This window comes from Barrientosiimonas endolithica (assembly GCF_030296655.1).
Taxonomy (GTDB): Bacteria; Actinomycetota; Actinomycetes; order Actinomycetales; family Dermatophilaceae; genus Barrientosiimonas; species Barrientosiimonas humi.
Genome location: NZ_AP027735.1, coordinates 1306263 through 1330459, shown reverse-complemented (window position 1 = coordinate 1330459; position 24197 = coordinate 1306263). Strand labels below are relative to the sequence as shown.

Here is a 24197-nt window from a genome sequence, read left to right as displayed (position 1 = left end):
GCGTTGTCACACCCCGCACCTAGCGTTCCGCCCATGACCACCCCGCTGCCGGTGCAGGCCACGTTCGACGATCTCGGCACCCCGCTGCACGAGGTGACCTTCGTCGTCGTCGACCTCGAGACCACCGGCGGCAGCCCGCTCGCCAGCGAGATCACCGAGATCGGCGCGGTCAAGGTGCGTGGCGGCGAGCAGCTCGGCGAGTTCCAGACCCTGGTCAACCCCGGTCTGCCGATCCCGGCGTTCATCTCGGTGCTCACCGGCATCACCGACCGCATGGTCGCCGACGCGCCCCGCATCGAGACCGCGCTGCCGGCCTTCCTGGAGTTCGCCCGCGGCGCCGTCCTGGTGGCCCACAACGCACCCTTCGACATCACCTTCCTCAAGACCAACGCCCAGCGCCTGGGGCTGGAGTGGCCCGGCCCACGGGTGATCGACACCGCGCACCTCGCGCGGCAGCTGGTCACCCGCGACGAGGCGCCCAACCGCAAGCTCGGCAGCCTGGCCCGGCTCTTCCAGGCGAGCACGACCCCCGACCACCGCGCGCTGCACGACGCCCGCGCCACGGTCGACGTGCTGCACGGTCTGCTCGGGCGGGTCGGCAGCCTGGGCGTGACGACGCTCGAGGAGCTGTCGTCCTACTCCTCCCGGGTCAGCCCGGCCCAGCGCCGCAAGCGCTTCCTCGCCGACAGCCTGCCCTCCGCCCCGGGGGTCTACGTCTTCAAGGACGGCCAGCAGCGCCCGCTCTACGTCGGCACGTCCGTCGACATCCGGCGCCGGGTCCGCACGTACTTCACGGCCAGCGAGCACCGCACCCGGATGGCCGAGATGGTCGGCATCGCCGAGAGCGTCACCCCGATCGTGTGCGCCACACCGCTCGAGGCCGAGGTGCGCGAGCTGCGGCTCATCGCCGAGCACAAGCCGCGATACAACCGCCGCAGCCGTTTCCCCGAGCGGGCGGTGTGGGTCAAGCTCACCGTCGAGCCGTTCCCTCGGTTGTCGGTGGTGCGCGAGGTGCGCGACGACGGCGCCCGCTACGTCGGCCCGTTCTCCGGCCGCAAGCAGGCCGAGCAGGCGGTGGCCGCGGTGCACGAGGTCGTGCCGCTGCGCCAGTGCACCACGCGGTTGTCCCCGGCCAAGCCGACGGCGGCGTGCGTGCTCGCCGAGCTCGGCCGGTGCGGCGCGCCGTGCACCGGTCAGCAGTCGGTCGCCGACTACGACGCGGTCGTCTCGCAGGTCACCGCGGCGCTCACCGGCGACGCCGAGCCGCTCGTGCGCGCGCTCGAGCAGCGGATGGCCGAGCTGGCCGAGCAGGAGCGCTACGAAGACGCCGGCTCGGTGCGCGACCGGTTGCTGACCCTCGTGCGGGGCACCGCCCGGGCCCAACGCCTGGCGCCGCTCGCGGCGAGCCCCGAGCTGGTCGGCGCCCGGTGGCGGGCCGAGGGCGGCTGGGAGATCGTCTGCGTGCGCTACGGCCGGCTCGCCGGCACCGCGGTGGCGGCCAGGGGCACCGACCCGATGCTCACCGTCGAGGCGGTGCGGGCCAGCGCCGAGGTCGTCGCGCCACCGACCGGCCCGGTCCCGGCCGCGCTGCCGGAAGAGACCGAGAAGATCCTGCGCTGGCTCGAGACGCCCGGCACCCGCCTGGTCAGCCTCGACGGCGAGTGGACCTGCCCGGTCAACGGCGCCGGCCGCTCCCGCGACCGCCTCGAGCCGCTGGTGCGATCGCAGGAGCAGGTGGCGGGGTTCGACGAGCCCCGTGGCCGCACGCTGCACCGCCCGCCTGGTGCGGTGGCCTCCGGTGCCGCCGCGGCGGGCTGAGCTGGTCGTCTGAGGTGTCGGGCGACGATCCGGCCGAGACGGCTGGGCGGCCCGCGTCGCGGCGCGTGATCGTCACGGAACGCTCGCGGCCGGGTGCGCGTCCCAGCGATGATCAGACCGACGAAGGAGTTCCCCCATGCCCACGCGCCGCCGCTGGATCGCCGCGCCGTCCGCCCTGGTCGCCCTCACCGCCCTGACCGCCTGCCAGGGCTCCGAGGTCACCGTCGAGTCCGCTCCCCCGTCGTCCGCCACGACGGCCCCCGGTCCCTCCGGGTCGAGCCCGGCGCCGGGCACCTCGAGCACCCCTGCCCCGAGCAGCCCGGCTCCCACCGGATCAAACCCGAGCAGCGGCGCACCGAGCGCCCTCGACCCCGCCCCCAACCCGATCACCGGCAGCAGCATCTCGGCCGCGGAGCTGGGCCCCACGGTCAGCTCCGCCCAGAACGCCCGCATCAGCTTCCGCTTCGAGCTGACCGGCCGCGACAACCAGCAGGCCCAGGGCACCGCGCGCTGCTCCGGCAAGGCCGCCTGGACCCTGCGCACGGGCAGCCGGGAGGAGATCCACGTCGACGGGTCCGACTACTCCCGCACCGGCTCCGACGGGCCCTACCGCCAGCGCAGCGACGACGAGCTCGAGCTCGACGACGACAACCCGTGCAACTTCGAGTCGGTGATCGACGACGACGTGACCTTCCAGGTCGTGGGCCGCGACGCGTCGTACGACGGGCGCACCGGCCTCACCGAGCTGCGGGGCAACGCCGACGGCGCGTCGTTCACCGTGTTCCTGGAGCCGTCGCGGCGCCCGGTGCACGTGCAGATCAAGCTGTCCACCAGCACCCGCTCGATCACCTATCGCGACTACGGCGCGCCCGTCACGATCACCGCACCCACCGACGTGCGTAGCGGCGGCCCGAGCCCCAGCAGCGGCGCACCGGTCTGACCCGCGGCCGGCGCGGCCCGTCGATAGGGTGCAGGGGTGATCTCCGCCATCGTTCTCATCAAGGCCGACGTCTCCCGCATCCCCGAGGTGGCCCAGCAGATCGCCGAGATCGAGGGTGTCAGCGAGGTCTACTCCGTGACCGGTGACGTCGACCTCATCGCGGTCGCCCGGGTCGAGCGGCACGAGGACTTCGCCGACGTCATCGCCGACCGGCTCAACAAGGTCGAGGGCGTGCGCGACACCCAGACGCACATCGCCTTCCGCACCTACAGCAACGACGACCTCGGCGCTGCGTTCAGCATCGGCGGCGACTGAGCCCAGCCCCGCCGGCGCACGTCACAACCCCCGATATCGGCCCTGCTGACCGTCACGTACGCCCGGCGTACGTCACAACCCCGGTATCGGCGGTCAGCGGGTGGGCTGCTGCCAGCGGACCGTCGCGGTGACCCACCGCTCCAGCGCGGCGGCGGCGGCACCCTCGTCGATCGCGGCGCGGGCCCGCTCGATCCCGCGGCGCACCAGCGCGTCCAGGTCGGACTCCGGCCCGAAGCGACCGGGCGCCTCGTCGAGCTCGGTCAGCGCCAGCGCGATCCCGGCGTTCAGCAGCACGGCGTCGCGGACCGGGCCGGGCTCACCGGCCAGCACCCGGCGTACGACCTCGGCGTTGTGCGCGGCGTCGCCGCCGCGCAGCGCCTCGACCGGGGCGGTCTGCAGCCCCAGCGCGGTCGGGTCGAGCACGTGCTCGCTGAGCTCACCGTCGCGCACCCACCAGACCCTCGACGTCGTGGAGAGGGTGAGCTCGTCCAGCCCGTCGTCGCCGCGGAAGACCGCGGCGTCGCGGCGGCGGTCGGCGAAGACCTGCGCCATGAACGGGGCCATCCGAGCGTCGGCGACGCCGATCGCGGAGTAGCGCGGCTGGGCCGGGTTCGTGAGCGGCCCGAGCAGGTTGAGCGCCGTGGGGATGCCCATCTCGCGCCGAGCGCTGCCGGCGTGGCGCAGCGAGGGGTGGAAGGTCTGCGCGAAGCAGAAGGTGATGCCCGCGTCGAGCGCGACCTGGCGCACCTGCTCGGGCTCCAGGTCGAGCCGCACACCGAGCGCCTCGAGCACGTCGGCCGACCCCGACGAGGAGGACGCGGCCCGGTTGCCGTGCTTGACCACGTGCGCCCCGGCGCCGACGGCGACGATCGAGGACATCGTGGAGATGTTGACGGTGTGCCGCTGGTCGCCGCCGGTGCCGACGATGTCGAGGGTGGCACCGGGAACCTCGATCGTGATCGCGTGGTCGAGCATGCCGTCGGCGAGGCCACGCATCTCGTCGGCGGTCTCCCCTTGGCCCGCAGCGCCACGAGGAAGGCGGCGAGCTGCACCGGCGTCGCCGTGCCGGTGAGGATCTGGTCCATCGCCCACTGCGCCGCGTCGGCGGGCAGGCTCTCGCCCGCGAGGAGCGTCTTCAGGACGGTCGGCCAGGTGGGCGCGGTGTCCTGCGCCATGCGGGTCAGCCGGCCGGGACGTGCGTGCGGACGACGTCGGCGAGGGTCGAGGCCAGCACCAGCGGGTCCAGCGGCTGCGGGACCGAGGCCTCGGCCAGCGACCACGACGCGAGCCAGCCGTCCTGCGGGCGACCGGTGAGCACGACCACGGGCGGGCAGTCGAAGATCTCGTTCTTCAGCTGCCGGCACAGCCCGAGCCCGCCGACCGGCGACGCCTCGCCGTCGAGCACGATCAGGCCGTAGCCGCCGCTCTCGACCGCCTCGATGACCGCCGGGGCGGTCGCGCACTCGCGCCACGAGCCGATCTCGACGTCCTTGGCCGGGCGGCGCCCGACCCCGACCCGGACGGCGTCACGCGTCGCGACGTCGTCGCTGTAGAGGAGCACGTTCACCGTGCGAACGGGCGTGCGGGAGGCGCCAGAGGCCGTGGTCGTCACGGCAGAGGAAGGTGCGGCCATGGCGCCGATGCTACCGACCGGGCCCGGGAACGAAGCCGGCACCTCGAGCGTTCGACACCCCGTCGGGACCCGCTCCGCGACCGGACCCTGGATGGGGCCATAATGAGCGAGTGGCGACCGCAACGACTCAACCCAGCCCCGGAGCCCCTGCCGCTCACGGCCCTGTGACCCGTCCCAACATGACGGCCGTCGGCACCATGGTGTGGCTGGCGAGCGAGCTGATGTTCTTCGCGGGTCTGTTCGCGATGTACTTCACGATTCGCGGCGCCGCCCCGCAGCTGTGGGAGCAGAACACCCCGCACCTCAACGTGCCGTACGCCGCGGCCAACACCCTGATCCTGGTGATCTCCTCGATCTGGTGCCAGCTGGGCGTGTTCAAGGCCGAGCAGGGCATCCCCTACCGCACGGGCACGCTGCTGCAGGTGAAGCAGTGGGGCATGCGCGAGTGGTACGTCCTCACCTACCTGTTCGGTTCGGTCTTCGTGGCCGGCCAGGTGCTGGAGTACTCCGAGCTGGTCGGCGCGGGGGTGCGCATCGACAGCGACTCCTACGGCTCGATGTTCTACCTGACGACCGGCTTCCACGGCCTGCACGTCACCGGCGGTCTGATCGCCTTCCTGCTGATCATCGCCCGCACCTTCACCTCGCGTCGCTACACCCACAGCCAAGCCACCGGCGCCGTCGTGACCAGCTACTACTGGCACTTCGTCGACGTGGTCTGGATCGCCCTGTTCGCCACGATCTACCTCCTGCAGTGATCGCGGTGCAGCGCGCGACCCCCTCCCCCACCACCTGCCCCGACGACGACAGGACAACCCCGTGAGCTTCCTCGCCGCCCGCCGCAGGCACCCGGCAGCGATCTTCGTCGTGCTGCTGCTCGCCCTGGTCTTCACCGGCGGCGCCTACGCAGCGCTCGCCCCCAAGGACGCCGAGGCGGCCCCCACCGCCGCGGCCGACGACGTCGTCAAGGGCAAGCAGCTGTTCCAGGCCAACTGCGCCAGCTGCCACGGAACCGCCGCCACCGGCTCCAAGGCCGGCCCGTCGCTGGTCGGCGTGGGCGCCGCGGCCGTCGACTTCCAGGTCGGCACCGGCCGTATGCCGATGACCCAGCCCGGCGTGCAGGCCCCTCGCGGCAAGCCGCAGATGACCCCCGAGCAGACCCGCCAGCTGTCGGCGTACGTCGCCTCGCTCGGCACCGGCCCGGCCGTCCCGAACGCCGAGAACTACAACGGCCAGGGCGACGTCGCCAAGGGCGGCGAGCTGTTCCGCGTCAACTGCGCGATGTGCCACAACTTCGTCGGCAGCGGCGGCGCACTCACCCGGGGCAAGTACGCCCCGAAGCTGGACGACGTGTCCGGCAAGCACATCTACGAGGCCATGCTCACCGGCCCGCAGTCCATGCCGGTGTTCAACGACACCAACCTGACCCCCAGCGACAAGAACGACATCATCAGCTACCTCCAGTACATGGAGGGCGAGGCCAACACCGGTGGCCACAACCTGGGCAACCTGGGCCCGGTCACCGAGGGCATGTTCGCCTGGACGATCGGCATCGGCCTGATGATCGGCGCAGCGGTCTGGCTCGGACGGAAGGCAGCCTGAATTGAGCGACTCCAGCAACCTCCCCGGCCAGCACGGCGACGGCACGGGTGAGTCCCGCGGCGCCGTCGACCTGTCCGCGGGTCACCACCTCGAGGCGTCCCCCGACCGGCTCCCGGCCCACTTCCCGAACCCGGGGCTGCCGCCGCACCAGCACCGGCACGGCGACGACGACCCGGCCGCGGCGAAGCGCTACGAGCGTCAGGTGGCCTCGCTGTTCCTGATGTCGATGGTCGCCACCGTGCTGTTCGCGGTCGCCTACTTCGCGATCGACGACCAGTCGGTCATCACCCTGCCGATTATCGGCAACGTCCTGGCGCTGCACGTCGCGCTCGGCGTGACCCTGGGCCTGTCCCTGCTCGGCATCGGCCTCGGCGCGGTGCACTGGGCCAAGACCCTGATGTCCGACGAGGAGGTCGTCGAGGAGCGGCACCCGCAGCGTTCCTCCGAGGAGGACCGCGAGGGCTTCGTGGCCATCCTCGAGGAGGGCGCCGAGTCCTCCCAGATCCAGCGCCGCCCGCTGATCAAGTACACCCTCGGCGGCGCGCTCGGCCTGTTCGCGATCCCGCTCGGGCTGCAGCTGGTCGGCTCGCTCGGCCCGCTCCCCGGCAACGACCTGTCCACCTCCCTGTGGGACTCGCGCATCAACGGCCGCAAGCGTCGCCTGGTGCGTGACCCGGAGGGCACCGCGATCCGGCTCAGCGACGTCACCATGGGGTCGGTCTTCCACGTCCTGCCCGAGGGCATCGACGAGACCGAGCAGCCGCTCAACGAGAAGGTCAAGGCGTCGGTCCTGCTGGTCCGGCTCGACGAGGCCAAGATCAAGAGCGCCCGCCAGCGCAGCTGGGGCATCGACGGGGTCGTGGCCTACTCCAAGATCTGCACCCACGTCGGGTGCCCCGTCGGCCTGTACGAGCAGCAGACGCACCACCTGCTGTGCCCGTGCCACCAGTCGACGTTCGACATGACTGATGACTGCAAGGTGATCTTCGGCCCGGCCAAGCGTCCGCTGCCGCAGCTGAAGATCTCCGTCGACGGCGCGGGATACCTGGTCGCCGACCAGGGCTTCGCCGAGCCTGTCGGCCCGAGCTTCTGGGAGCGTGGATGAGCACCGCAGCAGACCCGAGCACCCCACGCCGCGGAGCCAGCGCACTGCGGGACGACGACGAGCGCGGACCGGTCAAGCGGTCCGGCGGCCCGGTGGCCGGCCTCGGCAACTGGGTCGACGAGCGTACGGGCGGGGCCAAGGGCGGGCGTTACCTGCTCAAGAAGGTCTTCCCCGACCACTGGTCGTTCATGCTGGGCGAGGTGGCGATGTACTCCTCGTCATCCTGCTCATCACCGGCACGTTCCTGACGTTCTGGTTCGTGCCGAGCCTCGGCCACACCACCTACGACGGCAGCTACGAGCCGCTGCGCGGCATCGAGATGTCCGAGGCGTACGCCTCGACCGTGCGGATCTCGCACGACATCCGCGGCGGCCTGATCATCCGGCAGATCCACCACTGGTCGGCGCTGCTGTTCATCGTCTCGATCATGCTGCACATGTGCCGCGTGTTCTTCACCGGCGCGTTCCGCAAGCCGCGCGAGATCAACTGGGTCATCGGCGTGAACCTGCTGATGCTGTCGATGGTCGAGGGCTTCGCCGGCTACTCGCTGCCGGACGACCTGCTGTCCGGCACCGGTCTGCGGGCGGCCGAGGGCTTCATGCTCTCCATCCCCGTGGTCGGCTCCTACATCTCCTACCTGGTGTTCGGCGGAGCCTTCCCGGGCGAGATGATCATCCCCCGCCTGTTCACGGTGCACGTGCTGCTGCTGCCCGCGATCATCGTCGGGTTGTTCACCGCGCACATCATCCTGGTGATGGTGCACAAGCACACCCAGTACCCCGGCCCCGGCCGCACCGAGAAGAACGTCGTCGGCTTCCCGATGATGCCGGTCTACGCGGCCAAGGCCGGTGGCTTCTTCTTCATCGTGTTCGGCATCACCGCGCTCATCGCCGGCCTGGTCCAGATCAACCCGATCTGGGCGTACGGACCGTACGAACCGACACAGGTCACGGCGGGCTCCCAGCCCGACTGGTACATGGGCTTCGCCGACGGTGCGCTGCGTCTGCTGCCCGGCTTCCTGGAGTTCGAGATCTTCGGCACCACGTGGAGCTTCAACATCTTTCTGGGCGCGATCCTGCTGATCCCGGTGATGTTCACGATCGCGGGCGCCTACCCGTTCCTCGAGGCCTGGGTGACCGGCGACAAGCGCGAGCACCACATCCTGGACCGCCCGCGCAACCGCCCGGTGCGCACCGGTCTCGGCATGGCCGCCATCACGTTCTACGCCGTGAACTTCATCGCGGCCGGCAACGACATCATGGCGATCAAGCTGGGCCTGTCGATCAACGACATCACCAACGTGCTGCGCGTGCTGCTGCTCGTCGGACCGATCCTGGTGTTCATGCTCACCAAGCGGCTGTGCCTCAGCCTGCAGCGGCGCGACCGCGACCTGGTGCTGCACGGTCGGGAGACCGGCCGCATCATCCGCACCGCCGAGGGCCGGTTCTTCGAGGCGCACGAGCCGCTCAACGAGTACGAGCGCTGGCCGCTGGTCGCCTACCAGTCCTGGCGCCCGATCGAGTCGCTGCCGGGCCAGGACGCCAACGGTGTCTCGGCCGGCACCGCGCGCAAGGACAAGACCCGCGAGGCCCTGTCGCGGTTCTTCTTCACCGACCGCATCGAGGCCGTCACCCCGGCCGAGCTGGCCGCCGCGCAGCACCACGGCGACGAGCACGAGTCGCTGGAGTCCAGCGAGCTGGAGACCAGCGCGGTCGAGCACGGCCGCGCCCACGGTGGCGAGCTGGGCTTCGAGGGCGAGCTGCACGGTGGGGCCGAGGAGGTCCGCGAAGGGACCGCCTACGACCACCAGACGCAGCGCGCCGACCGCCACTGAGCGACGCGCCCCCTGCGGGACACGGCCCCGCCCGGCTTCGGCCGGGCGGGGCCGTTCGCGTTGTCCCGTGGCCGGCGGTGGGCGTACGTCGGGGTCGGGCGGCGGACGTACGTCGGGGGTCGGGCTCAGCCCCAGCCGAGCTCGTGCAGCCGGTCGTCGTCGATGCCGAAGTAGTGCCCGATCTCGTGCACCACGGTGACCGCGATCTGCTCGCGCAGCTCCTCGCGGGTGGCGCTGATCCGCTCCAGCGGACGCTGGAACAGGGTGATCCGGTCGGGCAGGCTGCCGTAGGCCCAGGAGTCGGTGCGCTCCGGCAGCGGGACGCCGACGTAGAGCCCCAGCAGGTTCGGCTGGTCGACGGGCGGGTCGTCCTCGACGAGGATCGCGATGTTCTGCAGCCGCGCGAGCAGCTCCGGCGGGATCAGGTCCAGGGCCTGGCCCGCCTCGTCCTCGAACTCGGCCCGACTCATCGCCACCACGGGGCAACTGTACGTTTTCGGCCGGCCCGCACGCTTGTCGGCGGGCAGCGCACGCGCAGCCAAGGGGCGGGGCTGCCCGGCACGTCGGCGTACGCCGCGGGGCCTGGGAGGGCTCTTAAGCAGGCGCGTGCGGGTGCACCGACCAGGTGCGGCGCGGCCCGTCAAAGATCCACCTCGCCGCGCAGATGACCGGATAGCCGACGATCACGTCCGAGGCTGGCTCAGCCGGGAGGAACGACAGGTCCACGACCGCCACCAGCGAGTCCGGGAACGAGTGACCCGCGATCGTGGGGCCTGTCATCGTGGCCAACGGCGTCGACCTGCGGTGGCCACCGGCGTCCTGGCCAACGGCCTCACCGGCCGGCCTGAACAGCTCGGGCCGGTCGGTGCACCACTGCTTGTCTACGACCGTGATGCTGGCCGCGGTATCCCACACGCCGAAAGTCGAGACGCCTGGCCAGCTGAGCTCGACGTAATGGTGACCCCGCGGCCCTACGGTCAGGGGCTGCTCAGGGCCGACGTGCGCAACCCCGTCGCCGATCACGAGCGTGCTTGCTGCGAGGTCGTACGAGCATCGCCACTGCCCGAGCACGTCGACACCGAGAATGGCCGGCTGCGGTGGCTCTCGAACAACGACCGGCTGCTCCCGCAGCGTCCGGTCGGCCACGGTGAAGGTTGCGGTACGGTCGCCGCGGCTCGGGCTGCCGTCGCCGAGCACCGAGCGGCCGGGGCTGCCCGTCCGTGCAGCCGCACGTGGCTCGCACCAGTCGTGTGGGACGTCGGTCGTGGCGGAGCCGGTGTCCAGCAAGAACCGCTCGCTGGCGCCGCCGGCGGACACGGTGAGGAAGAAGACCGCTCCATCGCCCTCGTGGGCCTCGCGCTCGAGCGAGATGGTCGTCATGGACGTACAGTCTCCCGTCCGGCGGGCAGGTGGGGTCGGTATCGACCCGATAGGCACGCTTGGCGGCTTGGGAGTCTCGATACGGCCCGCTCGTTCCTCGCGGGGCCTACTCGACCAACTTGGCGCAAAACGCGAACGTCCCGGGTCGATGTCGACCCGGGACGTCACGCGCGTACGGAAGGCTCAGATGGCGTTCTCGCCGCGGAAGTACTCGAAGGTCCAGCCGAGGGTCGACAGCACCACGAGCGGGAAGCCGAGGATGACCAGCCACCAGCCCACGGCTGCGCCGAGGAAGACGATCGCGCACGAGGCGCCGAGGAACAGCGGCCACCAGCTGTGCGGGCTGAAGAAGCCGTACTCGCCCTCGATCTCGTGGATCTCGCCCTCGGGGTCGTCGTCGGGCCGCGGGTCCAGCTTGCGGGCCGTGACGTAGACGTAGCCGCCGATCATGGCGCACATGCCCGCGGTGAGGAACAGCCCCACCGCGCCCACCGGCTCGGACCCGCCGGTCCAGAGCATGTAGATGAACCCCATCACGATGTAGAACACCGTGAGGATCGCGAAGAGCTTGAACTCGACCTTCATCGCTTGGAGTTCTCCTTGTCCTCCGGACGGTCGCCGCCCATCGTCTGAGAGCCGTGGTCGGCCGGGCCGAGCACCTTGGCCAACGTGTCAGGGGCGGGCCGCACCGAGGTGGGCGCTGCCTCCGGGTGGTGCAGGTCGAACGCGGGACGCTCGGACCGGATGCGCGGGATGGAGTCGAAGTTGTGCCGCGGCGGCGGGCACGAGGTGGCCCACTCCAGCGACATGCCGTAACCCCACGGGTCGTCGGACTCGACCATCGGAGCCGTGCGCCAGGTCTTCCAGACGTTGTACAGGAACGGGATCATCGAGGCGCCCAGCAGGAACGACCCGACGGTCGACAGCTGGTTCATCCAGGTGAAGCCGTCCTCGGGCATGTAGTCGGCGTAGCGCCGCGGCATGCCCACCACACCCAGCCAGTGCTGGATGAGGAACGTCATGTGGAAGCCGATGAACAGCATCCAGAAGTGGATCTTGCCCAGCTTCTCGTCGAGCATCCGGCCGGTGAGCTTGGGCCACCAGAAGTACCACCCGGCGAACATCGCGAACACGACGGTGCCGAACACCACGTAGTGGAAGTGCGCCACCACGAAGTAGGTGTCGGTGAGGTGGAAGTCCAGCGGCGGGCTGGCCAGGATGACGCCGGTCAGACCACCGAACAGGAAGGTCACCAGGAAGCCGAACGCCCAGATCATCGGGGTGTCGAAGGTGATCTTGCCCTGCCACATCGTGCCGATCCAGTTGAAGAACTTCACACCGGTCGGCACCGCGATGAGCATGGTCATGACGGCGAAGAAGGGCAGCAGGACCGCGCCGGTGGCGTACATGTGGTGGGCCCACACGCTGACCGACAGCGCCGCGATCGCGATGGTCGCGAAGACCAGGGTCTTGTAGCCGAAGATCGGCTTGCGCGAGAACACCGGGATGACCTCGGAGATGATCCCGAAGAACGGCAGCGCGATGATGTAGACCTCGGGGTGACCGAAGAACCAGAACAGGTGCTGCCACAGCATCGCCCCGCCGTTCTCGACGGCGTAGACGTGCGCGCCCAGCACGCGGTCGGCACCCAGACCGAACATCGCGGCGGCCAGCACCGGGAAGACGATGATCGCCAGCAGCGAGGTGATCAGCAGCGTCCAGGTGAACACCGGCATGCGGAACATGGTCATGCCCGGTGCGCGCATGCAGATGATCGTGGTGATGAAGTTGACCGAGCCGAGGATCGTGCCGAAGCCCGCGAGGCCCAGACCGAACACCCACAGGTTGCCGCCGAGTCCGGGGCTGAACATGGTGTCGGACAGCGGCGTGTAGGCGAACCAGCCGAAGGCGGCCGCGCCCTGCGGGGTCAGGAAGCCCGAGACGGTGATCAGCGCGCCGAACAGGTAGAGCCAGTAGGCGAACATGTTCAGCCGCGGGAACGCCACGTCGGGCGCACCGATCTGCAGCGGCATCAGCGCGTTGGCGAACCCGGCGAACAGCGGGGTCGCGAACAGCAGCAGCATCACCGTGCCGTGCATGGTGAACAGCTGGTTGAACTGCTCCTTGGTCTCCACGACGTTCATCCCCGGCGCGAACAGCTCGGCGCGGATGATCAGCGCCATGACGCCGCCGACCAGGAAGAAGATGAACGAGGTGATGAAGTACAGGTTGCCGATGACCTTGTGGTCGGTCGACGTCATCCACTTGACGATGGTGCGGCCCATGTTGCGCTGGCTGCGCGTGGGCTGCTGCGGGGTGTCACCCGCGGCGCCCGGTCGGTGGGTGGTCGTGGTGGCCATCAGTTGCCCTCCTCTTCCCGCACGTCGGACTCCCGCACGCCCGGCGGGAGGTACTGCTGCTGCCCCTGCTCGATGCCCGAGCGGTTGAGGCTGTTGCTGAGGAAGCCGGTCTGGCCGCGGTCACGGAAGGTGGCCATCTGGCGGTCGTACTCGGCCTGCGGGACGACCTTCACCTGGAAGAGCATCTCGCTGTGGTAGGCGCCGCACAGCTCGGCGCACTTGCCCGTGAAGGTTCCAGTCTCGGTCGGGGTGACCTGGAAGCGGTTCACCCGACCGGGCACCATGTCGAGCTTCTGCAGGAACTGCGGCACCCAGAAGGAGTGGATGACGTCGCGCGAGGTCAGCACGAACTCCACCCGCTTGTTCACCGGGAGGTACATCGTCGGGAGGGTCTCCTCGACGCCCGGCTTGCCGGTCAGCTCGGCCTGGACGCCCGAGTCGTACGTGCGGGCCTCGATGTAGTTGAAGTCCCAGCTCCACTGCTTGCCGACCACGTTGACGGTGACGTCGGGCTTCTGGGAGGTGTCGAGCAGCTTCTCCTCGAGCTCGACGGTCTTGCCGAAGAGCACCGCGACCATGAACACCGGGACGACGGTGTAGAGGATCTCCAGGGGCACGTTGTACTGCATCTGCGGCGGCAGGGTGTTGTCACCCTTCTTCGCGCGGTAGCGCGCGAGGCACCAGAACATCAGGCCCCAGGTGAGCACGCCGACGGCGAGCGCCCACAGCCAGGTGGCGTTCCAGAAGAAGGTGATGTCGTCGCTGTTCTCGGTGACGCCCTTGGGCAGGAAGCCCCGCTTCACCGTCTCGCTACAACCGGTCAGCAGCAGAGCCGTCAGTCCGGCGAGACCAGCAGCGCCGACCCGGCGTCGCACCGCCGGTCGAGACGAACGGTCGAGAGGGCGGCTCACGTCGGCTACCTTCCGCAGATCCTTATGGGGCACAAGGGAACACTACCCGAGTGCCAGACGTTGCCGGCGCTCACCCCGCCGTCGTCGCGAGGGTCGCCGGGAGGGGCAGCACCAGGGCCCGCGACAGCCGGGTGAGGTAGTCCGCGCGGGAGATCTCGCGGATGCCCAGCGAGGCCAGATGGGCGGTCTGCCACTGCACGTCGATCAGCCGGTCGGCGGCCCCGTCGGCGAAGCACAGCTCGGTCAGCGCCCACAGCGCGACCTTGGAGGCGTCGGTCACCCGGTGGAACATCGACTCCCCCGCGAACAGCCCGCCGACGGCGACGCCGTAGACCCCGCCGACCAGGCGCTCCCCTGCCAGACCTCGACCGAGTGGGCCCAGCCCAGCTCGTGCAGACGGACGTACGCCTCCGCGATCTCGGGCGTGATCCAGCGCCCCTCGCGCGCGGGGTCGGCACAGCCGGACAGCACCGCCCCGAACGCCTCGTCGACGCTGATCCGGAACTGCCGGGCCGAGCGGCGCAGCGAACGGCTGACGTGCAGGTCGCCGGGCAGCAGCACGCCGCGGCGGATCGGGCTCCACCAGCCGATGGGCCGGGTGCCGTGCCGGCCGAGCCCCATCGGGAACAGCCCGTGGCGATAGGCCTCGAGCAGCGTGCCGGGCTCCAGGTCTCCGCCGACGGCCACAACCTCCTCGCCCTCGCGCAGAGGTGCCGCGGCGAGGTTCCAGATCGAGGGCGGCGGTTCGACCATGCCGGTCCTATGCCGGGCTCAGGTGCGGCGCGACCTCGTCGGCGGCCTCGTCGCCGTAGGCCTCGCGCAGCCGCGCGAGGAAGTCGGCGTGGGTGAGGTGGTACTCCTGCGTGCCGACGGTGGACACGACGTACGCCGCGAGCGTGGACCCGACCTGGGCGCAGCGCTGCAGGTCCAGGCCCCAGGTCAGGCCGGTGAAGAACCCGGCCCGGAACCCGTCGCCGACGCCGGTGGGGTCGACGGCGGTGACCTGGTCGGCGATCGGCACCTCGATCGTCGGCTCACCCTTGCGCAGGATGCTCGCGCCGTCCTTGCCGCGGGTGACGATGCGGGTGCCGACGCGGTCGAGGATGTCGTCGGCGGTCCAGCCGGTCTTCTGCTCGGTGAGCTCGGCCTCGTACTCGTTGGTGAACAGGTAGTCCGCGCCCTCCACGAGGTTGCGGATGAACGGGCCGTCGGCGAACGCCAGCTGCTGGGAGGGGTCGGCGACGAACGGGATGCCGCGGGTGCGGCACTCCTCGGTGTGGCGACGCATGGCCTCGGGGTCGTTCGGGCCGACCATCACCAGGTCGAGCCCGCCGACGCGGGTCGCGACCGGCGCCAGCTCGATCTCGCGGGCCTCGGACATCGCGCCGGGGTAGAACGTGGCGATCTGGGCCATGTCGTCGTCGGTGGTGCACACGAACCGGGCGGTGTGCTGGGTCTGGGAGACCAGCACCGACTCGCAGTCGACGCCGTGCCGCTCCAGCCAGGAACGGTAGTCGGTGAAGTCCTCGCCGACCGCGCCGACGAGCACGGGCGTACGCCCCAGCCGGGCCATCCCGAACGCGATGTTGGCCGCGACTCCCCCGCGGTGGATCTGCAGGCCGTCGGCGAGGAAGGACAGCGAGATCTTGTCGAGCTGCTCGACGACGAGCGAGTCGGCGAACCGCCCGCGGAAGGTCATCAGGTGGTCGGTGGCGATGGATCCGGTCACGGCGATCTTCACCCGCGCGACCCTAACCGAACCGGCTGCACAACCGAACCGGCCCGCTCGCGAAGGTCGCGGGCGGGCCGGTACGGGTCGTGCGCGCTGCGCACGGGAGGGATCAGGAGAACGAGTCGCCGCAGGCGCAGGACGAGCCCGCGTTGGGGTTGTCGATCGTGAAGCCCTGCTTCTCGATGGTGTCGGCGAAGTCGATCGTCGCGCCCTCGAGGTAGGGGCTGCTCATCCGGTCGACGACGACCTCGACCCCGTCGAAGTCGCGCGTCAGGTCGCCGTCGAGCGTGCGCTCGTCGAAGTAGAGCTGGTAGATCAGGCCGGAGCAGCCACCGGGCTGCACACCGACGCGCAGCCGCAGGTCGTCGCGGCCCTCCTGCTCGAGGAGGCTCTTGACCTTGGTCGCGGCCACCGGGGTGAGCTCGACGCCGTGGGTCTTCTCCTGGGTGTCGGTGCTGGTGGTCGGGGTGTTGGTCTCGACGCTCATGTGCCGTCCTTCACTCGCTGATGCCGGTCTTCGCAACGTGCAACCGGGGTGGTGCCGGATGTGTTCCCGGCCCGTGCCTCCACTGTACGTCGTGGGCCGGCCGATCCCGGTCAGCCCCTCGCGGGGGTCCAGGTCCCGGCGACCCGCGCGGCCAGGCGGCGCAGCGCCGCCTCGTCCTCGGCCGGGTCGAACCGGTGGCCGCGCGGGCGCATCCGCCCGGGCTGCAGCACGCCGTAGCTGCCGGAGAAGCCGAGCGACATCGTCTCGCGCCGTCCCACCTGGACCTCGTCGGCGAGCAGCACGCCCGGGACGGCCAGGGTCGTCGCGGCGCGCGCGACCTGCTCGGCGACGCTGTGCGCGAGGACGCGCCAGTCGTACACGGTCGTGGCGGTGACCAGCAGGCCGCTGGCCCGCGCCGCCTCGACCAGCCCGGTGGCCTCGGCGACCACCTCGGGGCCGGGGCGCAGGCTCGCGCCGAGCACCGCGAGGACGAACCCCGCGCCGCCGCCCGCGCCCGCGCCGGGGAGCCGGTCGGGCCGCTGCTGCTGACCGCTGATCAGGTCGCGCGGGGGTGGCAGCGCCCGGCGTACGACGTCGACCCACTCCCCCATCTCGCGCTCGGACTCCTGGGCGGCCTCGCGGGTCAGGCCGAGGGTGTCGACGGCGGTGGCGCTCGCGCCCTGCATGCCGAGCAGGGTGCGGTCGGTGTCGACCGCGACGGTGACCGTGCGCCCGGCGAGCAGCTCGCGGGCCGCGGCGAGGCCGGACCCGCCGTCGCCGCCGGACCCCAGGAGCCCGCGCACCAGACCGCGTCCGCCGTCCAGCGTGCGCAGGCCGCCGAGCCCGACGACGACGTGCTCGGCGCCGGCGGCGAGCAGGGTGTGCAGCGTGGCGCCGAGCGGTTCGGTGTCGAGGGCCTCGCCCGCGCGCTCGACCTCCGCCGCCTCGACGTACGTCCGTCCGCCCGCCCGCAGGACCGGCACCGAGAGCGCCCGCTCGGGTCGGTCGACCGACAGCATCTCGAGGTCGCCGCCGACCGAAACCGCGAGTGCGGCAAGGAAACCCGGGCCCCCGTCGGACTGCGGGAGCCGGACGGTGTCGACGGCCGGGGCCGCCTCGGCCCAGCCGGCCGCGAGCGCCGAGGCGGCCTCGGCGCCGGTCAGGGATCCGAATCGGTCGGGGGCGAGCAGCACGCGCACGGGCGCCATTGTCGCCGCACCCCGACCCTGCGCGGTCAGGCGCGGTCCAGGTCGCGCGTCAGCAGGGCCGAGGCGGCGGTCAGCGCCCCCACCCAGGTCGGGAGCTTGCTGTCCTCGAACCGCTGCTTGGGCATGGCGAGCGCGAGGCCCGCGAGCGGGGCGCCCTGCGGGGTGCGCACCAGCACGGCGACCGCCACGACGCCGCGCTCGGTGAGCTGGTCGTTGATCGCGAACCCGCGGGCCTTGCTGCGCTCGAGCTCCAGCCGCAGCGCGCGCCGCTCGGCGGCCCCCAGCTCGTCGTCGGGGTAGAGCAGCCCGAGCTCGTCCTCGCCGAGCTCGGCCAGCAGGATGCGCCCGGCCGAGGTGAGCCGGGCGTCCCACTCGCGGGTGAACCGGTCGCCGACGTTGAACGCCTCGGGCCCCTCGACGTAGGCCACCACGTTGGTGCGCGCCCCCACCCGCACCTGCAGGTTGCACGACTCGCCGGTCTGCGCGGCGACCTGGTTGAGATAGGGCAGCGCGGCGGCTCGCAGCCGCGCGGTCGGCTGCTGCCCGGGGTCGGCCACGAGGAACGGGCCGGGGCGGTAGGACCGGTCGGGTGCCTGCTCGGCGAAGTCGCGATAGACCAGCGTCACGAGGAGCCGGTGGGCGGTCGAGCGGCTCACCCCGAGCGCGGCGGCGGCGTCGGTGACCCGCAGCGAACCCTCCTGACGCAACAGCGTGGCCAGCTGGAGGGCATGGTCGACGGCCTCGACGGCGTACGCCGGTCTGTTCCTCACAGCAGAACATCCTATTCCGCCTGTCGGGAAGCGACCTACTCTCCCCGCCATGTCCCCGACCACCCCACCCGTGGCCCGGCCGGCCCTGCTCGTCACCGCGCTGTGCTGGCTGATCGTCGTCTTCGACGGCTACGACCTGATCGTCTACGGCACCGTGGTGCCGCGCCTGCTCGAGGAGCCGGGCTGGGAGCTCACCCAGAGCTCCGCCGGATTCCTGGGCTCGCTGGCCTTCCTCGGCATGCTTCTCGGCGCCCTCGCCGCGGGCGCGCTCGCCGACCGCATCGGCCGGCGCGGCGCGGTGCTGGGCTGCACGGTCTGGTTCTCCGTGTTCACCGCGCTGTGCGCGCTCGCGCCCTCCCCGGGCACGTTCGGCGCCTTCCGTCTCCTCGCCGGGCTCGGCCTGGGCGGCCTCGTGCCGTCGGCCAACGCCCTCGTCGCGGAGTACGCCTCCCCCGCCCGGCGCTCGCTCGTCGCCACCCTGATGATGTCCGGCGTCCCGATCGGCGGCTCGATCGCGGCCGTGCTCGGCATCTGGGTCATCCCGGGGTACGGCTGGCGCACCATGTTCGCGGTCGCGCTCCTGGCCCTGGTCGTGGTGCTGCCGCTCGCCGTGCGCTGGCTGCCCGAGTCGCCGGTGTGGCTGCGCGCCAAGGGGCGCGTCGCCGAGGCCGAGCGGATCGAGGCGCGCTTCGGGCTCACCGCCCCGCCGGCCGCGCCCGCCGACGCCGACCGGGTGACCGCGGGCGACATCCTGCGCCGGCCGCTGCGCACCCCGTCGGTGCTGTTCGCGCTCGCGACCGCGGCCACCCTGTTCACCTGGTACGGCCTCGGCACCTGGCTGCCGCAGCTGATGCGGCAGAGCGGGTACGAGCTCGGCTCCGCGCTGACCTTCCTGCTGGCGCTCAACCTGGGTGCGGTGCTGGGGTCGCTGCTGACGGCGTACTTCGGGGTGCGGTTCGGGCCGGCGCGCGCGGCGGCCGTCGCGGCCCTGGTCGCCTGCCTCGCGCTGCTCGGCGTCACGCTCGCGACGCTGCCGCTCGCCGGTCTGTACGGCGCGCTGGTGCTCGCCGGCATCGGCACGCACGGCACCCAGTGCCTCATCCTCGCCGCGATCGCCGACCGCTACCCCGCCGCCGTGCGCGGCGCGGCGCTCGGCTTCGCCCTCGGGGTCGGCCGCGTCGGCGCGGTCGTCGCACCCCAGGTTGGCGGCTGGATGCTCGCCCGCGACCTGGGCGTCGACGCCAACTTCGTCGTCTTCGCGGCCGTGGCGGCCATCGCCGGTCTGCTGCTGCACCTGATCGCCCGCCGCCAGCGGGCCGACGTCACCGACGCCACCCCCGAGCCCACCACCCCGACCGTCCCGGCGACCTGAAGGAGCCCCCATGTCGATCGACACCGAGCCCACCGCTGACCAGACCCCGCCCCAGGCCCAGCCCGACCCGAGCCCCGAGCTCGACGCGCTGTACGCCGGTTTCGAGCGGGAGCGGCTGGTGCCCCTGTGGACCGAGATCGGCGACCTGATGCCGATGCAGCCGCGGTCGGGCGCCGCCGCGCACGCGTGGCGCTGGCAGGACCTGCTGCCGCTCGCGCAGGAGTCGGGCCGGCTGGTGCCGGTCGGCCGCGGCGGCGAGCGCCGCGCGATCGCGCTCGCCAACCCCGGCCTCGGCGGGGCGCCGTTCGCGACGCCGACGCTGTGGGCGGCGATCCAGTACCTCTGCCCCGCCGAGGTCGCGCCCGAGCACCGGCACACCCAGAGCGCCTTCCGGTTCGTCGTCGAGGGCGAGGGCGTGTGGACCGTCGTCGACGGCGACCCGGTCGCGATGCGCCGCGGCGACCTGCTGCTCACGCCGGGCTGGCACTTCCACGGCCACCACAACATCGCCACCGAGCCGATGGCCTGGCTGGACGGTCTGGACATCCCGTTCGTGCACGCGACCGACGCCTCGTTCTTCGAGTTCGGGCCCGAGCAGGTGACCTCGACCGAGGTGCCCGCCCGCTCGCGCGCCGAGCAGCTGTGGGGTCATCCCGGGCTGCTGCCGCTCACCGAGGTCGACCGGTTCGCGGCCGCGTCGCCGCTCGCGGCCTACCGCTGGGAGCACACCGACGCCGCGCTCGCCGACCAGCTGGCGCTGGAGGACGCCGGGCACGCCGGCGTGGTCGAGCCCGGCCACGCCGCCGTGCGGTTCACCAACCCGACCTCGGGCGCCGACGTGCTGCCGACGATGCGGCTCGAGATGCACCGGCTGCGCGCCGGGGCGCAGACCGCCGAGCGCCGCGAGGTCGGCTCGGCCGTCTGGCAGGTCTTCTCCGGCACGGCGACCGTCACGGTCTCCGGCACCACCTGGACCCTCACCGACGGCGACCTGTTCGTCGTGCCGTCGTGGGCGCCGGTGACCGTCGGCGCCGAGCAGGAGACCACCCTGTTCCGCTTCGCCGACACCCCGATCTACGAGCGGCTGCACCTGCACCGCGCCACCACCACCACCACTGCCACCGCCACCGCCACCGCCACCCGCGAGGAGACCCGATGAAGCTGGCCACCATCCGCCGCCCCGACGAGCGCACCCGCGCGGTGCGCATCGACGGCGACACCGTGCTCGACCTGGGGGTGAGCGACCTGGGCGCGCTGCTCGCCGAGCCCGGGTGGCGCGAGCGCGCGGCGGGTGGCGACCCGCTGGCCGTACGCCCGGAGCAGCTGAGCTTCGCCCCGGTCGTCCCGCGCCCGGGCAAGATCGTGTGCGTCGGGCTGAACTACCGCCAGCACATCACCGAGATGGGCCGCGAGATCCCGCAGTTCCCGACGCTGTTCGCGAAGTACCCCGAGGCGCTGATCGGGGCGGACGACCCGCTGGTGCTGCCGGCCGAGTCCGACGCGGTCGACTGGGAGGCCGAGCTGGCCGTCGTGGTCGGTGCCCGGGTGCGGCACGCCGACGAGGCGGCCGCGGCCGAGGCGATCGCCGGGTTCTCGGTGCTCAACGACGTGACGACCCGCGACTGGCAGTACCGCAGCCCGCAGTGGCTGCAGGGCAAGACGTTCGAGGCCACCACGCCGTTCGGCCCGCTCCTGGTCACCCCCGACGAGCTCGAGGGCGGCGTGCGCCCGCGGCTGGAGCTGCTCGGGCAGGTCGACGGCGAGACGGTGCAGAAGGCCGACACCGCCGACCTGGTGTTCGACCCGGTGGCGCTGGTGGCGTACGTCTCGCGCATCCTCACCCTGCAGCCCGGCGACGTCATCGCGACCGGGACGCCCGGCGGGGTCGGCCACGCGCGCACGCCCGCCCGCTACCTCGCGGACGGCGACGTGCTGACCACCGAGATCAGCGGGCTCGGCCGCTCGCGCGTCGAGGTGCGGGGCCGGGCATGACGGGGGTGACGACGGCGTACGGCTGGATGGTCGACGGCACCGACGCGCTGCTCGCCCAGGTCGACCGCCTCGACGACGCCGCGTTCGCCGGGCCGTCGCTGTTGCCGGGCTGGAGCCGCTCGCACCTGCTGGCCCACGTGCACTTCAACGCCGAGGCGCTCACCCGGCTCGCCGAGTGGGCGCGCACCGGCATCGAGAACCCGATGTACGCCGACGCCGAGCAGCGCGCGGAGGAGATCGCCCACGGCGCCACGCTGCCCCCGGACCGGCTGCGCGAGCTGGTGCACGCCTCGGCCCGCCGGCTGCGCGCGGGGCTGGACCGGCTCGGCCCGCAGCAGTGGCGCGCCGAGGTGCGCACCGCGCGCGGCCGCACCGTGCCGGCCACGGAGATCGCGTGGCTGCGCACCCGCGAGGTGTGGGTGCACACGGTCGACCTCGACGTCGGGTTCAGCTTCAGGGACGTTCCCGCCGACGTGCGGGCGCGGCTCGCGGGAGAGGCGGCGACGGCGTACGCCGGGGGCGAGGCGGGCCCGCAGCTGGTCGCCTGGCTCACCGGGCGGGCCGCGACGCCGCCGCGGCTGGACGCCTGGCTCTGAGCGGAGTCACGGGCAGGGTCACGGGCAGCGTCACCACAGGCGGCCGAGCATCAGCGCGGCGCCGCCGAGCAGGCAGCCCAGCGTGACGAGCAGGAAGACCACGACCCAGACGCCGGCCGGCAGCGGCGTGAGCCGCGCGAGCTGGTCGGCGTCGGAGTCGTGGGCGCCGCCGTGGCGACGGGCGCGCACGAGGTCGACGACGGCGTACGGCGCGGCGAGCAGCAGGAACCAGACCAGGGCGTACGCGAACGCGGTCTGCCCCTCGCCCGGCAGGTAGCGGGTGACCAGCACGAGCACCCCGCCGCTGAGCAGCACCGCCGCGAGACCGAACCAGTTGCGGATCTGCAGCAGCAGCGCCGCGAGCACCACCAGCAGCAGCCACAGCAGCAGCACCGCCCGGCCGAGCCCGAGCACCCAGGCGCCCGCGAGGCCGAGCAGCGCGGGGCCGGGGTAGCCCGCGGCCAGCGTCGCGACCACGCCCGGGCCGCGCGCCAGGCCGCGGGTCACGGTGAGGCCGGAGGTGTCACGGTGCAGGCGCACGCCGTGCAGCGAGCGGCCGCTCGCCAGCGCCACCAGCGCGTGCGCGCCCTCGTGAGCGATCGTCACGACCTGGCGCAGCACCCGCCAGCTCGGCCGCCAGGCGATCAGGCCCAGGGCCAGGGCGCCGAGCAGCGCGACGACGGCGCGCGGCGGCGCCGGCTGCACGCCGCTGATCTCGGCCCAGAACTGCTCCACGCGCCGGATGCTCGCACGGGCGGCTGTGGCCCGGCACCGGCGGTCGGCCGGGCACCGGCGGTGGCGTTCCCCGCAACGTCACAGCAAGTCACAGCGCTCCCCCATCTGGGTTGTGCATCCTGATCGGCATGATCGACCTGGTTCTGGTGCTGGTGGCGCTGCTCGCCGTGTGGTTGGGCTGGCGGCGCGGGCTGGTCACCTCTGCGCTCACCGCGGTCGGCTGGATCGCCGGCCTGCTCCTCGGGCTGGCCGCCACCCCGGCCGTCCTGGACGCCCTCGACCTGCGACCCGAGGCCGACAACACCGCCGCGCTGGTGGTGGTCCTGGCCGCCCTGCTGCTCGCCGCCATCGGCGCCGGGGTCATGGGCGCCCTCGCCGGCGTCGTGGTGCGGCTGACGAACGTACGGCCGGTGCGGCTGCTGGACTCCGGGCTCGGCGCGGTGGCGCTGCTCGTCACGACGCTGCTGGCCTCGTGGGCGGTGCTCGCCTCGGCCCGGCCGCTGCTGAGCGCCGACGGGGTGCGGGCGGTGGACAGCTCCTACGGCTGGCGCGCCATGGACCGGGCGGCTCCCCGGGCGCGCGCGACGCGCTGGGCCGGTTCGGTGACCAGGTCGACGCCTCGCCGTTCCCTGAGGTGTTCGCCGGGCGTGAACCTAACGTCGAGGTCGAGGCACCGGACCCCGACATCGCCTCCTCCCCCGCGATCGAGCGGGCCCGCGACGCGGTGATGAAGATCCGCAGCTCGTCCGACTCGTGCGCGATGCGCTCCGTCGGCAGCGGCTGGGTCGTGAGCGAGGACCGCGTGGTCACCAACGCCCACGTCGTGGCCGGCGGCCAGCGCATCACCGTGCAGCCCGGCGGGCAGGGCGAGCGGCACGAGGCCACGGTCGTGGCGTTCGACCCCGACCTGGACCTGGCGATCCTGCGGGTCGACACCCTCGACGCGCCGGTGCTCGACCGCGCTCCCGACCTCGACCGCGGCGCCGAGGCGGTGGCGGCGGGATACCCGCAGGGCGGCGACTACACGCTCACCGCGGCGCGGGTGCGGGCGCAGATGGCCGCCGTGGGGCGCGACGTCTACGGCAGCAAGCCGGTCAACCGCGACATCTACGCCCTCAACACCCAGCTGTTGCCCGGCGACTCCGGCGGCCCGCTGCTGACGACCGACGGCCAGGTGGCAGGCACCGTGTTCGCCCGCTCCGCCGACGACCCCAACACCGGCTACGCGCTCACCGACGACGCCACCGACTCCTGGCTCGACCAGGCGGCCGAGCTGTCCTCGGAGGTCCCGACGGGCGACTGCGTGTCGCGGGAGGAGTGAGCGGGCGCACCCCTTGGCGGTCCTCCGCGAGGGCGTACGGCGGCACCGGCTCACGCGCCGCCGGTCCTCCGCCGAACCGTGCGCCC

23 protein-coding genes and 3 pseudogenes are annotated in these 24197 nt (G+C 72.3%); 13 read left to right on the top strand and 13 right to left on the bottom strand.

Annotation, left to right across the window (positions count from 1 at the left end):
• Positions 1-33 precede the first annotated feature (33 nt).
• The 3 genes from QUE40_RS06750 (at position 34) to QUE40_RS06740 (ending at position 3073) form a co-directional block, all read left to right on the top strand.
• Complete coding sequence (locus QUE40_RS06750) at positions 34-1818, top strand: DEDD exonuclease domain-containing protein (protein WP_289232678.1); 1785 nt, start codon at positions 34-36, stop codon at positions 1816-1818.
• A gap of 136 nt (positions 1819-1954) precedes the next feature.
• Positions 1955-2758, top strand: coding sequence for a hypothetical protein (locus QUE40_RS06745; protein ID WP_142005003.1), 804 nt, complete (start codon positions 1955-1957; stop codon positions 2756-2758).
• A gap of 36 nt (positions 2759-2794) precedes the next feature.
• Positions 2795-3073 carry an Lrp/AsnC family transcriptional regulator gene (locus QUE40_RS06740; RefSeq protein WP_142005002.1) on the top strand — a complete coding sequence of 93 codons (279 nt, stop codon included), beginning with the start codon at positions 2795-2797 and terminating at the stop codon, positions 3071-3073.
• A 93-nt stretch (positions 3074-3166) separates the two neighbouring features.
• On the opposite strand, the pseudogene trpD reads toward QUE40_RS06740, so the two are convergent.
• Positions 3167-4248 (bottom strand): annotated as a pseudogene (gene trpD, locus QUE40_RS06735) (anthranilate phosphoribosyltransferase).
• Positions 4249-4253: 5 nt separating this feature from the next.
• The gene (locus QUE40_RS06730) at positions 4254-4706 is read right to left on the bottom strand and encodes a response regulator transcription factor (protein WP_289232677.1); all 453 of its coding nucleotides are present in this window, start codon (positions 4704-4706) and stop codon (positions 4254-4256) included.
• Between the two features lie 110 nt (positions 4707-4816).
• Here QUE40_RS06730 and ctaE point away from each other — a divergent pair, with 110 nt between their 5' ends.
• The 4 genes and pseudogenes from ctaE to qcrB all read left to right on the top strand — a co-directional run bounded on the left by ctaE (position 4817) and on the right by qcrB (position 9247).
• The gene (gene ctaE / locus QUE40_RS06725) at positions 4817-5464 is read left to right on the top strand and encodes an aa3-type cytochrome oxidase subunit III (RefSeq protein ID WP_392425869.1); all 648 of its coding nucleotides are present in this window, start codon (positions 4817-4819) and stop codon (positions 5462-5464) included.
• A 61-nt stretch (positions 5465-5525) separates the two neighbouring features.
• A complete protein-coding gene (qcrC, locus tag QUE40_RS06720; protein WP_142004998.1) occupies positions 5526-6308 on the top strand; it encodes a cytochrome bc1 complex diheme cytochrome c subunit in 783 nt (260 codons plus the stop codon).
• Between the two features lies 1 nt (position 6309).
• Positions 6310-7413: a cytochrome bc1 complex Rieske iron-sulfur subunit gene (gene qcrA / locus QUE40_RS06715; RefSeq protein ID WP_142004997.1), complete on the top strand. Its 1104-nt coding sequence runs from the start codon at positions 6310-6312 to the stop codon at positions 7411-7413.
• Positions 7410-9247: pseudogene (gene qcrB, locus QUE40_RS06710) on the top strand (cytochrome bc1 complex cytochrome b subunit). Before qcrA ends, qcrB begins: the two are co-directional and overlap by 4 nt.
• A 125-nt stretch (positions 9248-9372) precedes the next feature.
• Here the strand turns inward: qcrB and QUE40_RS06705 are convergent.
• From QUE40_RS06705 to QUE40_RS06660, 10 genes and pseudogenes are all read right to left on the bottom strand, one after another.
• On the bottom strand, positions 9373-9726 hold the full coding sequence (locus tag QUE40_RS06705) for a metallopeptidase family protein (protein ID WP_236022276.1): 354 nt from the start codon (positions 9724-9726) through the stop codon (positions 9373-9375).
• A gap of 115 nt (positions 9727-9841) precedes the next feature.
• The gene (locus QUE40_RS06700) at positions 9842-10627 is read right to left on the bottom strand and encodes a pepsin/retropepsin-like aspartic protease family protein (RefSeq protein ID WP_289232676.1); all 786 of its coding nucleotides are present in this window, start codon (positions 10625-10627) and stop codon (positions 9842-9844) included.
• A 183-nt stretch (positions 10628-10810) separates the two neighbouring features.
• On the bottom strand, positions 10811-11212 hold the full coding sequence (locus QUE40_RS06695; protein WP_142004995.1) for a cytochrome c oxidase subunit 4: 402 nt from the start codon (positions 11210-11212) through the stop codon (positions 10811-10813).
• Positions 11209-12987, bottom strand: coding sequence for an aa3-type cytochrome oxidase subunit I (ctaD, locus tag QUE40_RS06690; protein WP_433997049.1), 1779 nt, complete (start codon positions 12985-12987; stop codon positions 11209-11211). The genes QUE40_RS06695 and ctaD overlap by 4 nt, the downstream gene beginning before the upstream one ends.
• Positions 12987-13898: an aa3-type cytochrome oxidase subunit II gene (gene ctaC, locus QUE40_RS06685; protein ID WP_236022275.1), complete on the bottom strand. Its 912-nt coding sequence runs from the start codon at positions 13896-13898 to the stop codon at positions 12987-12989. Before ctaC ends, ctaD begins: the two co-directional genes overlap by 1 nt.
• Positions 13899-13968: 70 nt before the next feature.
• A pseudogene (gene aat, locus QUE40_RS06680) lies at positions 13969-14651 on the bottom strand (leucyl/phenylalanyl-tRNA--protein transferase).
• A 7-nt stretch (positions 14652-14658) separates the two neighbouring features.
• Entirely contained in the window at positions 14659-15639 is a 981-nt protein-coding gene (locus QUE40_RS06675; protein ID WP_142004991.1) for a carbohydrate kinase family protein, read from the bottom strand.
• A 100-nt stretch (positions 15640-15739) separates the two neighbouring features.
• Positions 15740-16117 (bottom strand): iron-sulfur cluster insertion protein ErpA, encoded by a 378-nt coding sequence (gene erpA / locus QUE40_RS06670; protein ID WP_289232675.1) that lies wholly within the window; start codon positions 16115-16117, stop codon positions 15740-15742.
• 110 nt (positions 16118-16227) lie between these two features.
• Positions 16228-17316 (bottom strand): glycerate kinase, encoded by a 1089-nt coding sequence (locus QUE40_RS06665; RefSeq protein WP_289232674.1) that lies wholly within the window; start codon positions 17314-17316, stop codon positions 16228-16230.
• Positions 17317-17351: 35 nt separating this feature from the next.
• The gene (locus tag QUE40_RS06660) at positions 17352-18095 is read right to left on the bottom strand and encodes an IclR family transcriptional regulator (RefSeq protein WP_142004988.1); all 744 of its coding nucleotides are present in this window, start codon (positions 18093-18095) and stop codon (positions 17352-17354) included.
• A gap of 49 nt (positions 18096-18144) precedes the next feature.
• Here QUE40_RS06660 and QUE40_RS06655 point away from each other — a divergent pair, with 49 nt between their 5' ends.
• Genes QUE40_RS06655 through QUE40_RS06640 form a run of 4 tightly spaced genes read left to right on the top strand, consistent with a single transcriptional unit; the run spans position 18145 to position 22055 of the window.
• Positions 18145-19467, top strand: coding sequence for an MFS transporter (locus QUE40_RS06655; protein WP_289232673.1), 1323 nt, complete (start codon positions 18145-18147; stop codon positions 19465-19467).
• A gap of 10 nt (positions 19468-19477) precedes the next feature.
• A complete protein-coding gene (locus QUE40_RS06650) occupies positions 19478-20626 on the top strand; it encodes a cupin domain-containing protein (RefSeq protein WP_289232672.1) in 1149 nt (382 codons plus the stop codon).
• Positions 20623-21459, top strand: a complete 837-nt coding sequence (locus QUE40_RS06645) for a fumarylacetoacetate hydrolase family protein (protein ID WP_289232671.1) — start codon at positions 20623-20625, stop codon at positions 21457-21459. Before QUE40_RS06650 ends, QUE40_RS06645 begins: the two co-directional genes overlap by 4 nt.
• Positions 21456-22055 (top strand): maleylpyruvate isomerase N-terminal domain-containing protein, encoded by a 600-nt coding sequence (locus QUE40_RS06640; RefSeq protein WP_289232670.1) that lies wholly within the window; start codon positions 21456-21458, stop codon positions 22053-22055. Before QUE40_RS06645 ends, QUE40_RS06640 begins: the two co-directional genes overlap by 4 nt.
• Before the next feature lie 30 nt (positions 22056-22085).
• On the opposite strand, the gene QUE40_RS06635 is transcribed toward QUE40_RS06640, so the two are convergent.
• Positions 22086-22790: a M50 family metallopeptidase gene (locus QUE40_RS06635; protein ID WP_142004983.1), complete on the bottom strand. Its 705-nt coding sequence runs from the start codon at positions 22788-22790 to the stop codon at positions 22086-22088.
• A gap of 128 nt (positions 22791-22918) precedes the next feature.
• Here QUE40_RS06635 and QUE40_RS06630 point away from each other — a divergent pair, with 128 nt between their 5' ends.
• Together QUE40_RS06630 and QUE40_RS06625 are read left to right on the top strand one after the other, a co-directional pair.
• Positions 22919-23518 (top strand): CvpA family protein, encoded by a 600-nt coding sequence (locus QUE40_RS06630; protein ID WP_289232669.1) that lies wholly within the window; start codon positions 22919-22921, stop codon positions 23516-23518.
• Positions 23425-24111, top strand: coding sequence for a MarP family serine protease (locus QUE40_RS06625; RefSeq protein ID WP_289232668.1), 687 nt, complete (start codon positions 23425-23427; stop codon positions 24109-24111). Before QUE40_RS06630 ends, QUE40_RS06625 begins: the two co-directional genes overlap by 94 nt.
• Positions 24112-24197 lie beyond the last annotated feature (86 nt).

Bases quoted from the DNA above. Each gene is read 5' to 3' on its own strand.
- ctaD (WP_433997049.1), bottom strand. From the start codon at position 12,987: ATGGCCACCACGACCACCCACCGACCGGGCGCCGCGGGTGACACCCCG.
- QUE40_RS06645 (WP_289232671.1), top strand. From the start codon at position 20,623: ATGAAGCTGGCCACCATCCGCCGCCCCGACGAGCGCACCCGCGCGGTG.
- QUE40_RS06650 (WP_289232672.1), top strand. From the start codon at position 19,478: ATGTCGATCGACACCGAGCCCACCGCTGACCAGACCCCGCCCCAGGCC.
- QUE40_RS06655 (WP_289232673.1), top strand. From the start codon at position 18,145: ATGTCCCCGACCACCCCACCCGTGGCCCGGCCGGCCCTGCTCGTCACC.
- QUE40_RS06745 (WP_142005003.1), top strand. From the start codon at position 1,955: ATGCCCACGCGCCGCCGCTGGATCGCCGCGCCGTCCGCCCTGGTCGCC.
- QUE40_RS06640 (WP_289232670.1), top strand. From the start codon at position 21,456: ATGACGGGGGTGACGACGGCGTACGGCTGGATGGTCGACGGCACCGAC.
- QUE40_RS06750 (WP_289232678.1), top strand. From the start codon at position 34: ATGACCACCCCGCTGCCGGTGCAGGCCACGTTCGACGATCTCGGCACC.
- QUE40_RS06700 (WP_289232676.1), bottom strand. From the start codon at position 10,627: ATGACGACCATCTCGCTCGAGCGCGAGGCCCACGAGGGCGATGGAGCG.
- QUE40_RS06730 (WP_289232677.1), bottom strand. From the start codon at position 4,706: ATGGCCGCACCTTCCTCTGCCGTGACGACCACGGCCTCTGGCGCCTCC.
- QUE40_RS06630 (WP_289232669.1), top strand. From the start codon at position 22,919: ATGATCGACCTGGTTCTGGTGCTGGTGGCGCTGCTCGCCGTGTGGTTG.
- QUE40_RS06695 (WP_142004995.1), bottom strand. From the start codon at position 11,212: ATGAAGGTCGAGTTCAAGCTCTTCGCGATCCTCACGGTGTTCTACATC.
- erpA (WP_289232675.1), bottom strand. From the start codon at position 16,117: ATGAGCGTCGAGACCAACACCCCGACCACCAGCACCGACACCCAGGAG.